The sequence below is a fragment of the Streptomyces termitum genome, assembly GCF_014650175.1.
Lineage (GTDB): Bacteria > Actinomycetota > Actinomycetes > Streptomycetales > Streptomycetaceae > Streptomyces > Streptomyces termitum.
This window is the reverse complement of sequence record NZ_BMUL01000014.1, coordinates 169,068-180,699: the sequence shown is the minus strand read 5'-3', so window position 1 is coordinate 180,699 and position 11,632 is coordinate 169,068. Positions and strand designations below refer to the sequence as shown.

General features: G+C 72.2%; 10 protein-coding genes and 5 tRNA genes. 10 read left to right on the top strand and 5 right to left on the bottom strand.

Features of this window, described 5'->3' with window-relative positions; genetic code table 11:
• The 4 genes from IE219_RS24595 to IE219_RS24580 all read right to left on the bottom strand — a co-directional run.
• Positions 1-290 (bottom strand): GTP-binding protein (locus IE219_RS24595; RefSeq protein WP_189981188.1); only part of this gene is annotated, 290 nt, incomplete at its 3' end.
• Complete coding sequence (locus IE219_RS24590; protein ID WP_189981186.1) at positions 271-681, bottom strand: DUF742 domain-containing protein; 411 nt, start codon at positions 679-681, stop codon at positions 271-273. The genes IE219_RS24595 and IE219_RS24590, both read right to left, overlap by 20 nt.
• Positions 682-835: 154 nt before the next feature.
• Complete coding sequence (locus tag IE219_RS24585) at positions 836-1,249, bottom strand: roadblock/LC7 domain-containing protein (protein WP_030496942.1); 414 nt, start codon at positions 1,247-1,249, stop codon at positions 836-838.
• A gap of 9 nt (positions 1,250-1,258) precedes the next feature.
• A complete protein-coding gene (locus IE219_RS24580; protein WP_189981184.1) occupies positions 1,259-5,371 on the bottom strand; it encodes a sensor histidine kinase in 4,113 nt (1,370 codons plus the stop codon).
• Between the two features lie 570 nt (positions 5,372-5,941).
• Here IE219_RS24580 and IE219_RS24575 point away from each other — a divergent pair.
• The 10 genes from IE219_RS24575 to IE219_RS24530 all read left to right on the top strand — a co-directional run bounded on the left by IE219_RS24575 (position 5,942) and on the right by IE219_RS24530 (position 10,666).
• On the top strand, positions 5,942-6,139 hold the full coding sequence (locus IE219_RS24575; protein ID WP_189981182.1) for a hypothetical protein: 198 nt from the start codon (positions 5,942-5,944) through the stop codon (positions 6,137-6,139).
• Positions 6,140-6,250: 111 nt separating this feature from the next.
• Positions 6,251-7,036, top strand: a complete 786-nt coding sequence (locus tag IE219_RS24570; RefSeq protein WP_189981180.1) for a fumarylacetoacetate hydrolase family protein — start codon at positions 6,251-6,253, stop codon at positions 7,034-7,036.
• Positions 7,029-8,543: a glutamate--tRNA ligase gene (gene gltX / locus IE219_RS24565; RefSeq protein WP_189981178.1), complete on the top strand. Its 1,515-nt coding sequence runs from the start codon at positions 7,029-7,031 to the stop codon at positions 8,541-8,543. Before IE219_RS24570 ends, gltX begins: the two co-directional genes overlap by 8 nt.
• A gap of 89 nt (positions 8,544-8,632) precedes the next feature.
• Positions 8,633-9,274, top strand: coding sequence for a DUF4241 domain-containing protein (locus IE219_RS24560; RefSeq protein WP_189981176.1), 642 nt, complete (start codon positions 8,633-8,635; stop codon positions 9,272-9,274).
• Positions 9,275-9,316: 42 nt separating this feature from the next.
• Positions 9,317-10,042 carry an HAD family hydrolase gene (locus IE219_RS24555; RefSeq protein ID WP_189981174.1) on the top strand — a complete coding sequence of 242 codons (726 nt, stop codon included), beginning with the start codon at positions 9,317-9,319 and terminating at the stop codon, positions 10,040-10,042.
• A 92-nt stretch (positions 10,043-10,134) separates the two neighbouring features.
• Positions 10,135-10,206, top strand: a tRNA-Gln gene (locus IE219_RS24550).
• 43 nt (positions 10,207-10,249) lie between these two features.
• Positions 10,250-10,322, top strand: a tRNA-Glu gene (locus IE219_RS24545).
• A 61-nt stretch (positions 10,323-10,383) separates the two neighbouring features.
• A tRNA-Glu gene (locus IE219_RS24540) sits at positions 10,384-10,456 on the top strand.
• Positions 10,457-10,478: 22 nt separating this feature from the next.
• Positions 10,479-10,550: transfer RNA gene (locus IE219_RS24535), tRNA-Gln, on the top strand.
• A 43-nt stretch (positions 10,551-10,593) separates the two neighbouring features.
• A tRNA-Glu gene (locus IE219_RS24530) sits at positions 10,594-10,666 on the top strand.
• Between the two features lie 138 nt (positions 10,667-10,804).
• On the opposite strand, the gene ndgR is transcribed toward IE219_RS24530, so the two are convergent.
• Positions 10,805-11,521 (bottom strand): IclR family transcriptional regulator NdgR, encoded by a 717-nt coding sequence (gene ndgR, locus IE219_RS24525; protein WP_189981172.1) that lies wholly within the window; start codon positions 11,519-11,521, stop codon positions 10,805-10,807.
• Positions 11,522-11,632: the final 111 nt, after the last annotated feature.

Genomic DNA, 11,632 nt, shown 5'->3' with positions numbered 1-11,632 from the left:
AACCAGAAGCGGTCCTGTCCGGGGGTGCCGAACAGGTACAGGATCAGGTCCTGGTCCAGCGTGATGCGGCCGAAGTCCATGGCCACCGTGGTGGTGGTCTTGCCCCCGGTGTGGGTCAGGTCGTCGATCCCGGCGGACGCCGAGGTCATCACGGCCTCGGTACGCAGCGGATTGATCTCCGAGACCGCGCCGACGAACGTGGTCTTGCCCACGCCGAAGCCACCGGCCACCACGATCTTCGCGCTGGTGGTCGATCTGGCGGCGTCGCCGTTAGAGCTTGCGAAGTCCACTGAGCACCCTTTCGAGCAGTGTCACGTCCGGCGTGCCGCCGGCTTCTCCGTTGCCCGGCTGGTGGATGGCCACCATGCCCGCCTCGGCCAGGTCGGCCACGAGGATCCGGGCGACACCGAGCGGCATCGACAGCAGGGCCGACACCTCGGCCACCGACTTGACCTCACGGCACAGGTGGCAGATGCGCTGGTGCTCCGGCAGGAGCGTGGCGAGGTGCGCCGGGTCGGCCGTGGTGCTGACCAGCGCCTCGATGGCGAGCTGGTAGCGCGGCCGGGTCCGGCCGCCGGTCATCGCATACGGGCGGACCAGCGGCTGGTCGCCCTCATGACCGTACGGGTCGTCCGCGGACGAGCCACCGTACGGATCGTGAGAGGCGGGGGGCGGGGTCATGAATCCTCCGGGCGTGACAGCAACACTTCTGCCGTCTGAGGGGGCCGGTGGGGGGCCGGATGGGGCGGCCGGACGGATGAACTGTGTTGGAAGGGGCGGTACGCGATGGGGGCGTGCCGCCCCGTCTGGCGGGCAGTGCGCGGGGTGGGGCCCGCTAGTGGAGCAGACTGCCCTGGAGCTCCGCGCGGAGATCCGGGGTGAGCACGCTGCCGGCCCGGTCGACCAGCAGCGCCATCTCGTAGCCCACGAGGCCGATGTCGCACTCGGGGTGCGCCAGTACGGCCAGCGAGGAGCCGTCCGAGACCGACATGAGGAAGAGGAAGCCGCGCTCCATCTCCACCACGGTCTGTGCCACGGGACCGCCCTCGAAGATCCGGGAGGCGCCCGCGGTCAGCGAGGTGAGCCCGGAGGCGACCGCCGCCAGCTGGTCGGCGCGGTCGCGGGGGAATCCTTCGGACATGGCCAGCAGCAGGCCGTCGGCGGAGACCACCACCGTGTGGGACACCCCGGGGGTGTTGTCCACGAAGTTGGTGATCAACCAGTTCAGATTCTGCGCCGCCTGGCTCATCGCGCTCAACTATCGCTCCTGCTGGTGGTTCGGACCGAGGTGGAAGCTACCCGTGATCGAGTTGCCCGCCTGACGGCCCTGCTGGATACCGCGGCGCAGGTTGGTGAGCCGGCCGCGGACGTCGTCGGGTGCACGCGAGACCTGGGGGCCGGCCGCGTGGGCCTGCTCCTGGGCGGTCCCGGGTACGAGGTTGGCCTTCGGCACGCGGCGCGGAAGACCGGAGGTGGTGACCCCGCCGGCGGACGGCTTGCGCGCCCGCTCGGCCTGGCGCACCAGGTCGTCGTTGGGCGACGGCCGCCAGGCCGCCGAACCCGGACGGGCCGCGTCGCCCTGCGCCTCGGCCGGCTGCCCGGCCGCGGGCCGCTGCGGGAGCGGGGTCTGCCCGGTCCGCTCGGCCGCCTCGGGCATCCGCGGCTGCGGCGCCTGCTGCGGAGCCGGCGCCTGCTGCGGGGCGGGGGCCTGCTGCTGCCCCTGCTCCTGCTGGAACCAGTTGGTCTCCACCGCGTCGTACAGCGGCGTCCGCGCGTCGCCCGAGGGCTGTGCCGGAGGCAGCGCCTCCGGTCGGCGCGGCCGGCCGAGCTGCGGCTGCTGACGCGGCGCGGGCGCCTGCGGGGCGGCCTGCTGCGGGGCGACCGGCTGGGGCGCGGGCGGCTGCGGCGCGCCGAAGTCGGCCCGCTGCGGCGCCGGCTGCTGCGGGGCGGTCGGCTGTGCGCGCGGGACGAAGGGCTGGTTGCCGTACGCCTGCTGCTGACCCGGGTACGGAGCCTGCGGCGCCTGCGGGCCCTGCGGCTGCTGCGGGGCGAAGTCCTGCCGGGGGAACGGGCCGGTCGCGCCCGGCCCCTGCGGAGCGAGGTCGGGGCGCGGGAACTGGCCGGTGGCGCCGGGGCCCTGCGGGGCACCGAAGTCGGGCTGCGGGAACTGGCCCGTCGCGCCGGGACCCTGCGGGGCGAAGTCCTGCCGGGGGAACTGGCCGGTCGCGCCCGGACCCTCCTGCGCGCCGAAGTCGGGGCGCGGGAACTGACCGGTCGAGCCGGGGCCCTGCGGAGCGCCGAAGTCGGGCTGCGGGAACTGCGCGGTGGACGCCGGGTCCTGGTACTGCGGGACCTGGGGCGCCTGCGGAGCCTGGTGGGCCTGCGGAGCCTGGGGCTGCTGCGGGGCGTTGAAGTCCGGACGGGCGAACTGGCCCGTCGAACCCGGGCCCTGCGGGGCGCCGGGCGCGGCGTACGACCCCGTGGACTCCATGTCGTCGTGGCCGCGCGGGGCGTCCAGCGGCGTCATGTCCTGCTGCGGGCGGCGCACCGGCTGCGGGGCCGGCTCGCTGCCCCAGCTCGCGGCCTGCGGCTGCTGCGGGGGCTGGTGCGGCTGGTGCTGCGGCTGCGGGTTGCCGCCGGGCAGCTCGGCGCGCGGGAAGCCGTTCGGGGCGCCCAGCGGGTCCTGCTGCTGGGGGGCCTGCGGCTGCTGCGGGGCCTGGGGCTCCTGCGGGCGGCCGCCCCACACGTCCGTGCGGGACGGGATGGCGCTGGCCGCGCCGCCGATGAGACCGCCGCCGGGGCGCTGCGCGTCCGGACCCTGCGGGAGCTGCGGCAGGCGGCCGGTCTGCTCCAGCTGGGCGTTGGCCGGCTGCGGCTGCTGCGGGACCTGGGGCTGCTGCGGGCCGCCGGCGAGCGGCGCGCCGTCCCGGGTGGGCAGCGCGGTGCGCGGACCGCCGGCCGGACCGACCTGGGGGCGTCCGGCGCCGGGACCGGCACCCAGTCGCCCGGCCGGCTGGGCCGGGCCGCCGAGGCCCGGACGTCCGCCGGCACCCGGGGCGCCGGGACCGCCGGGGAGGCCGCCACCGGGGGCGTTGCCGCCCTGCGGGGCCGCGCCCTGGGAGCCGGGGCCGCTCTTGGGGGCCGGCTTGCGGCCGCCCTGGGCGACGTCGACCGGGAGCATGACGAGGGCGGTGGTGCCGCCCGAGTCGGACGGGCGCAGCTGGATGCGGATGCCGTGTCGCAGGGACAGGCGGCCGACCACGAAGAGGCCCATGCGGCGGGAGACGGAGACGTCCACGGTGGGCGGCGAGGCGAGCCGCTCGTTGATCGCCGCGAGGTCCTCGGGGGAGAGGCCGATGCCGGTGTCGTGGATCTCGACCAGGACGCGGCCGTCGGGCAGCGCGTGGCCGGTGACCCGGACCTTGGTCTGCGGGGAGGAGAACGAGGTGGCGTTCTCCAGCAGCTCGGCGAGGAGGTGGACGAGGTCGTTGACGACCCGGCCGGCCACGTCGGTCGCCGGGACCGCGGCCAGTTCGATGCGCTCGTACTGCTCCACCTCGGAGGCGGCGGCGCGGAGCACGTCGACCAGCGGGACCGGGCGGGTCCAGCGGCGGCCCGGCTCCTCGCCGGCGAGGACGAGGAGGTTCTCGCCGTTCCGGCGCATACGGGTCGCGAGGTGGTCGAGCTTGAACAGCGAGGAGAGCTGGTCGGGGTCGGCCTCGCGGGACTCCAGCTCGGAGATGAGCGAGAGCTGGCGCTGGATGAGGCCCTGGGAACGGCGCGAGAGGTTGGTGAACATCGCGTTGACGTTGCCCCGGAGGAGGGCCTGCTCGGCGGCGAGGCGGACGGCCTCGCGGTGCACGTCGTCGAAGGCCGCGGCCACCTGGCCGATCTCGTCGCGGGAGTGGACGCCGACGGACTCGACGGAGGTGTCGACGTCCTGCGGGTCGGACTCGGAGAGCTGCTTGACCAGCTCGGGCAGGCGTTCCTGGGCGACCTTGGTGGCGGTGTCCTGGAGCCGCCGCAGCGAGCGGATCATGGACCGGGCCACGACGAAGGCGCCGACGAGCGAGACGCCGAGGACGAGCAGGATCAGGGCACCGCTGATGATCGCCTCGCGCTGCGACTCCTGCCGCAGCTCACGGGCCATCGTGTCCATGTCGCCGAGAAGCTGGTTCTCGATGAGGTTCATGGCCGAGATCTTGGTCTCGTACTCATCGGTGAAGTTGAGGTAGCCGCGCTTGACGCCCTTGATGGCGTTGTCGGAGCCCAGCACCCGCTCGGCGTACTTCTCGGCGTCCACGATCGTGGGGTTGCCGGAGCTGAGCGGCTCGGTGAGCCGGACCGGGTCGCCGCCGGTGGACTCGTAGATGGCCGAGAAGGACTTGAACTCGACCGACTCACTGTTGAAGGCGGCCTGGCCGTAGAGGCGGTCACCGGGCTGCATCGAGCCGGTGGTCTTGTCGCTCAGGGGCAGCGCGCCGGCGATGATCGCCTGCTGGATGGAGGCGTACTCCTTGGCGGAGGAGAACGCGGCGAGCGCACGGGTGCGCTTGATCATCTCCGGGTTGCTGGTCGCCTGCGCCATGTCCTGGGAGAGGCTGAGCAGCGAGCGGATGAGACGGCTGTACGCCTCGACGGTCACCGACTGGGAGATGCCCTTGCGGTACGCCTCGTTGCGGATGCCGTGGAGCCCCACGACCTGCGACGCGATCTGGTTGACGTTCTGCCGGATGCTGCGCAGCGCCTCGTCGCCGCCGCTGTCCGGGATGGCCAGCGTGGCGTCGAGGAAGGCGTTGTACTGGCGGTCGGTGCGGCGGCGCGGGTTGGCGACCTGGTAGTCGCTGATCGGCCGGTCGTTGGCCAGCGGACCGGCGGAGAGGTCGCGCTCGGCCTGGAGGGCCTGGGCGAGCGCGGTCGCCTCACGGGTCAGCTTGGTCAGCAGCTGCATGTGCTCCAGCTGCTGGATGTCCTGCATCGACTCGTTGATGCGGATGCCGCCCAGGGTCGTGGCCGCGACCACGGGGAGGGTCAGCAGGGCCACGAGGCGGGTGGAGATGCGCCAGTTGCGCAGTGCTATTCGGGGTCCGACCGAGGTCTCCGCGTCGGCGGCGCCCTCGGGGCGCGCGTCGGCGTCGGTCTGCTCGGCGGACTCGGGCGCGGCCTGTCCGGGCTCGCCCTTCGTCCGCGCGGACCTGTTCCTGCCCTTGCCCCGGCCCGGGCCGCCCGTGCCGGGAGCCTGCTGGGCGGAGTGCGGGGCGGCGGGACCCTGTTCGGCCCCGGCACGCGGTTCCTGCTCCGACGGAGCCTCCGCGCGGCCCTTGCGGGCCGGGGCAGAGCCCGTGCCATCCCTCTTGAAACGTCCCTGCACTAGCGTCGCAACCTCTGGACCAGGCGTCCTTCCGGGCAACCCCGGAGCGGACGGTGTCGGCGTCGATGGGACGCGCGGGCGCGCCCCAGGTGGTCGTCGGTGACCGGCGCAGATCCCCTTCCCGCCACTCGGCCGGCGCTGCGTTGCGCCTTCTGCGCGCCGGCTACTCGAACCTGCGGCGGTCGTGGAATTCCAGCACAGTGCCGGATCTCCAACAAGGGCCGAGAACAGTACGGTGATGTGAATGACAACCCGTGCGCGCCGTGTCACCACGTGTAGAAGATGACCATGGAGGTTTCGGACTTTTCCGGTCCAATGCCCCGGCCTTCCCGAGTGTCCCAGTCGCCATGATCAGGAGCGGAATAGATCGTTCAGTGGCGGAATGTCCCTTTCCGTGACCTCCGGGGGCTGTCCGTAATGACCGGAATATCCACCCAGAGGTGAGGAAACTCACACGAGAACCAATGTCTCAGCCATGCATTCGAGGGGAACGCCTTGATTTAGCCTGACGCTATACCCGATCCTCGCGCCCGCAAGGGCGCCCGTTCCGGAACAAGGTCTGCCAGCGCGATGACTGCATCCACGCCCGCCCACACGGCCAACCCGCGCCGCTCCACCCTCGCCCACCTGGAGGACGCCGCCGGCCTCGACCGCGGGGCCGCCCCCGAGTACGGCGCGCAGCTCCCCGCCGTCACGGCCAACCCCCGCCGCACCGTCCTGATGCAGGCCCCCGCGCCCCACGTCCCGGCCTACCTCGCCGAGGTCTGAGCCCCGCCCGCACGCCCCGCCACCGGCGGCACCCGCCGGTCGGCCGCCCCGCGCCGCGTTAGCCTGGAGCGTCAGACTCCAGCCAGTACCAAGTGAGGGGCGACAGCACGCGTGCGCATCGCCAGATTCTCCATCGACGGCAATGTCGCCTTCGGCGCGGTCGAGGGCGAGGGGACCGTCGAGTCCGGCGGCCTGGTCCTCGACATCATCAAGGGCATCCCGTACACCGACTTCGAGCTCAGCGGCACCAAGGTCCCGCTGAGCAAGGTACGGCTCCTGCCGCCGGTGCTCCCCAACAAGGTCGTGGCCATCGGCCGCAACTACGCGGAGCACGCGAAGGAGCTCGGGCACGAGGTCCCCGAGGTTCCGGTCGCCTTCTTCAAGCCCACCACCTCGGTGATCGGCTCCGGCGACGCCATCGAGTACCCCTCCTTCTCCAGTGAGCTGCACCACGAGGCCGAACTGGCCGTGGTGATCGGCCGCATGTGCCGCGAGGTGCCCCGGGACCGCGTCAAGGACGTGATCTTCGGCTACACCTGCGCCAACGACGTGACCGCCCGCGACGTCCAGAAGCGCGAGGCCCAGTGGGCCCGCGCCAAGGGCTTCGACACGAGCTGCCCGCTGGGCCCCTGGGTGGAGACCGACCTCGACCCGAGCGACCTCGCCGTCCAGGCCACGGTCAACGGCGAGCAACGCCAGCTCGGTCGGACGAGCGACATGATCCGCTCCATCGAGGACCTGGTCGTCCACATCACCGAGGCCATGACGCTGCTCCCCGGAGACGTCATCCTCACCGGCACCCCCGCCGGGGTCGGCCCCCTCACCGTCGGCGACGAGGTCGCCGTCACCATCGAAGGCATCGGCACTCTCACCAACAAGGTGATCAAGCGTGGCTAACGCGAACTCCCCCAAGCTCTCGACTTCGCTCGAGCAGGGGGCACCCCCCCGCGTCCGTTTCTGTCCCTCCCCGACCGGCAACCCCCACGTGGGCCTGGTCCGCACCGCCCTCTTCAACTGGGCCTTCGCCCGGCACAACGAGGCCACCATGGTCTTCCGCATCGAGGACACCGACGCGGCCCGCGACTCCGAGGAGTCGTACGACCAGCTCCTCGACTCCCTCAAGTGGCTCGGGCTCGACTGGGACGAGGGCCCCGAGGTCGGCGGCCCGCACGCCCCCTACCGCCAGTCGCAGCGGATGGACCTCTACAAGGACGTCGCGGACAAGCTGCTGGCCGGCGGGTACGCGTACCACTGCTACTGCAACACCGCCGAGCTGGACGAGCGCCGCGAGGCCGCCCGCGCCGCCGGCAAGCCGTCCGGCTACGACGGCCACTGCCGCGAGCTGTCCGCCGAGCGGATCGCGGCGTACGAGGCCGAGGGCCGCGCGCCGATCGTCCGCTTCCGGATGCCCGACGAGACGATCACCTTCACCGACCTGGTCCGCGGCGAGCTCACCTTCACTCCGGAGAACGTGCCGGACTACGGCATCCTCCGGGCCAACGGCGCCCCGCTCTACACCCTGGTCAACCCGGTCGACGACGCCCTGATGGAGATCACCCACGTCCTGCGCGGCGAGGACCTGCTCTCCTCCACCCCCCGCCAGATCGCCCTCTACAAGGCGCTGATCGAGCTGGGCGTCGCCAAGGAGATCCCCGCCTTCGGCCACCTGCCGTACGTCATGGGCGAGGGCAACAAGAAGCTCTCCAAGCGCGACCCGCAGGCGTCCCTCAACCTCTACCGGGAGCGCGGTTTCCTCCCCGAGGGCCTGCTGAACTACCTGTCCCTCCTCGGCTGGTCCTTCTCCGCCGACCAGGACATCTTCACCATCCCCGAGATGGTGGCGAAGTTCGACATCGCCGACGTCAACGCCAACCCGGCCCGCTTCGACCTCAAGAAGGCCGAGTCCATCAACGCGGACCACATCCGCATGCTGGACGTGAAGGCGTTCACCGAGGCGTGCGAGCCCTGGCTCCGCGCCCCGCACGCCCCCTGGGCGCCCGAGGACTTCGACCGCACGGCCTGGGAGCGGATCGCCCCGCACGCCCAGACCCGCCTGACCGTCCTCTCCGAGATCACGGCCAACGTCGACTTCCTCTTCCTGCCCGAGCCGGTCCTCGACCAGGCGTCGTGGGACAAGGCGATGAAGGGCGAGCCCGCCGCCCTCCTCACCACCGCCCGCGAGAAGCTGACGGCCGCCGACTGGAACGACCCCGAGTCGCTCAAGAACGCGGTCCTGGCCGCCGGCGAGGCCCACGGCCTCAAGCTCGGCAAGGCCCAGGCCCCGGTCCGCGTCGCCGTCACCGGCCGCACCGTCGGCCTGCCCCTCTTCGAGTCCCTGGAGATCCTGGGACAGGAGAAGACCCTGGCCCGCATCGACGCGGCCCTGGCGAAGCTCGCCGCCTAGCCACCGCCCGTACGCCACGGGGGCGGCGGGCCGGAACTCCTTCCGGTTCGCCGCCCCCGGTGTCGTATCCGCCCCCTAGGGTCGTCACCATGCCCATGACACCGCCTGACTGCGCCCGCTGGTTCACCCCCGGAATGGTCGTCGCGACCGAGGGCAGGAGGGACGTCGCCTTCGAGGTCCGGGAGCTGGGGGAGATCGGGCTGCCCACCGGCCGCCTCGTCGCCTGCGACCCGATCGTCCACCTCTGCGACGACGACGAGCGGCCCGAGCCCTTCGCCGCCGAGGTCCCGCCCGGCCGCTACCGCGTGCAGATCGCGCGGGCCTCCTTCACGTACCCCTACGACCACACGGTGAACGCCGCCGCCCGCCTGCTGGTCCGCGACGCCCCGGTGGTCCGCTGGGAGCCCGCCCCGGTGGCCGGCGGGACCGCCCCTGAGGACGGCTCCTCCGGCTACGGAGTCGACGCCGGCCTCGGCTGCTTCCTCGACGCCGCCGCCCACCACTCCTTCCCCGGCACCGACGACGAGAAGGGCGTCATCTGGGAGGTCCTGGACGGCCCCGGGAGCCCGGACGCCTTCCTCGCCGAGGGTGAGAACGGCCACACCATCGCCGTCTTCAGCTCCGGCTGGGGCGACGGCCTGTACGCGACCTGGGTCGGATACGACGCCGACGGCGGGCCCGCCTGCTTCGTCACCGACTTCCAGCCCTTCCGCTTCGCCGGGCTCCGCTGAAACCGCCCCCGCGAGCCCGCCCGGCGGCGTACGGTCGGTCCCATGGGCATCCGCGCGGTCCTCTGGGACGTCGACGACACGATCTTCGACTACGCGCGCGCCGACCGCGCCGGCCTGCGCGCCCACCTCGCCGCCGAGGGGCTGGACGGACTGCACGGCACGGTCGAGGAGGCCCTGCGCCACTGGAAGGAGCTCACCGAGCTGCACTGGCGGCGCTACGAGGAGCGGCCGGAGGGCGGATGGCAGGACCAGCGCCGCCACCGGGTCCGCGACTTCCTGGAGCGGCCGGCGATGACCGACGCGGAGGCCGACGCCTGGTTCGACCGGTACGTCGCCCACTACGAGGCCGCCTGGGAGCTCTTCCCGGACGCCCTGCCCGTCCTCGACCTGCTCGCCGCCGACTACCGGCAGGCCGTCCTCTCCAACTCCAGCGTCCACGCCCAGGAGCCCAAGCTCCGCGCCCTCGGCGTCCGCGACCGCTTCGAGGCCGTCCTGTGCGCCGCCGAGCTGGGCTTCGCCAAACCGGCCGCCGAGGCGTTCCACGCCGCCTGCGCCGCCCTGGAGCTGGCCCCGCACGAGGTGGCGTACGTGGGGGACCGCCCCGACACCGACGCCGTCGGCGCCCGCGAGGCCGGGCTCCACGGCATCTGGCTGGACCGGGCCGGCACCGGCGGGCAGCCCGGTCTGCCCCGGGTCACCGACCTCCACCAGCTCCCCGCGCTGCTCCGGGCGGATACCCGTTTTGGAGCACCGTCCACCTTCGGGTAATGTTCTTCCTGCGCCGAGGGGAGCAAGCCGAAAGGCAAGAACCCGGAAAGCGCAAGCCGAGCAAGATCCTCCTCGCGGGGACGTTGCCCCGGTGGCCTATGGTGTAATTGGCAGCACGACTGATTCTGGTTCAGTTAGTCTTGGTTCGAGTCCAGGTAGGCCAGCTCGCAGAGCTCATCTGCAAACCAGTGGATTGGCATCCACGAAGCCCCCGTTGTGTAGCGGCCTAGCACGCCGCCCTCTCAAGGCGGTAGCGCCGGTTCGAATCCGGTCGGGGGTACAGATCCTTCCCGCGGGATCACCTGGGTCGCACCCGGTGACACCGATGCAGGATCGCTAGGGCCCCCGTTGTGTAGCGGCCTAGCACGCCGCCCTCTCAAGGCGGTAGCGCCGGTTCGAATCCGGTCGGGGGTACGACGTTGGTCTAACCACGTATTGGTCTATGGTGTAATTGGCAGCACGACTGATTCTGGTTCAGTTAGTCTAGGTTCGAGTCCTGGTAGACCAGCTCGGATCTGCGGCGATGTTCATTCAACGCCCGCATGATCCACGCCCCCGTTGTGTAGCGGCCTAGCACGCCGCCCTCTCAAGGCGGTAGCGCCGGTTCGAATCCGGTCGGGGGTACGCGACAGAGAAGCCCTTCCCTTCGGGGGAGGGCTTCTTCGCTGTTCCCCTCTCCCTTCCGGGCGCGGGTACAAGTCCGGCCCACCGCTGCGGCGTTGGAGCGGTGGGCCGGGAGACGTACGGGGGAGGGGGGAGGCGTCAGCCGTTGCGGCGGAGGGCCTCGGAGAGACGGGCGGCGGCGTCGATGACCGCCTGGGCGTGCATCCGGCCCGGGTGGCGCGTCAGACGCTCGATCGGACCCGACACCGACACGGCGGCCACCACGCGGTTCGAGGGGCCGCGCACGGGCGCGGAGACGGACGCCACGCCCGGCTCCCGCTCGCCGATCGACTGGGCCCAGCCGCGGCGCCGTACGCCCGACAGGGCCGTCGCCGTGAAACGGGCGCCCTGGAGACCCCGGTGCAGCCGCTCCGGCTCCTCCCAGGCCATCAGGATCTGCGCCGAGGAACCGGCCTTCATCGTGAGCGTCGAACCCACCGGCACCGTGTCCCGCAGACCCGACAGCCGCTCGGCCGCCGCCACACAGATGCGCATGTCACCCTGGCGCCGGTAGAGCTGCGCGCTCTCCCCGGTCACGTCCCGCAGATGCGTCAGCACCGGGCCCGCCGTCGCCAGCAGACGGTCCTCGCCGGCCGCGGCGGCCAGCTCGGCCAGCCGCGGACCGAGGATGAACCGGCCCTGCATGTCGCGCGCGACCATCCGGTGGTGTTCCAATGCCACGGCCAGCCGATGGGCCGTGGGCCGTGCGAGTCCCGTCGCCGCGACCAGTCCTGCGAGGGTGGCCGGACCGGACTCCAGGGCGCCCAGGACAAGGGCTGCCTTGTCGAGAACGCCTACGCCGCTAGAGTTGTCCATGCAACGATATTCGCGTCTCACTCTGTGAAACGCAAGTTCAATTTTCCCAGGAACTTGTCACTCTGGTGGGGCGGCCGCACAACGGACCGCGCAACGGTCTCTAGTGGTGCC

Coding starts and splice junctions, on each gene's coding strand:
- IE219_RS24590 (WP_189981186.1), bottom strand. CDS start 681: ATGACCCCGCCCCCCGCCTCTCACGATCCGTACGGTGGCTCGTCCGCG.
- ndgR (WP_189981172.1), bottom strand. CDS start 11,521: ATGGACAACTCTAGCGGCGTAGGCGTTCTCGACAAGGCAGCCCTTGTC.
- IE219_RS24555 (WP_189981174.1), top strand. CDS start 9,317: ATGGGCATCCGCGCGGTCCTCTGGGACGTCGACGACACGATCTTCGAC.
- IE219_RS24585 (WP_030496942.1), bottom strand. CDS start 1,249: ATGAGCCAGGCGGCGCAGAATCTGAACTGGTTGATCACCAACTTCGTG.
- IE219_RS24560 (WP_189981176.1), top strand. CDS start 8,633: ATGCCCATGACACCGCCTGACTGCGCCCGCTGGTTCACCCCCGGAATG.
- IE219_RS24575 (WP_189981182.1), top strand. CDS start 5,942: ATGACTGCATCCACGCCCGCCCACACGGCCAACCCGCGCCGCTCCACC.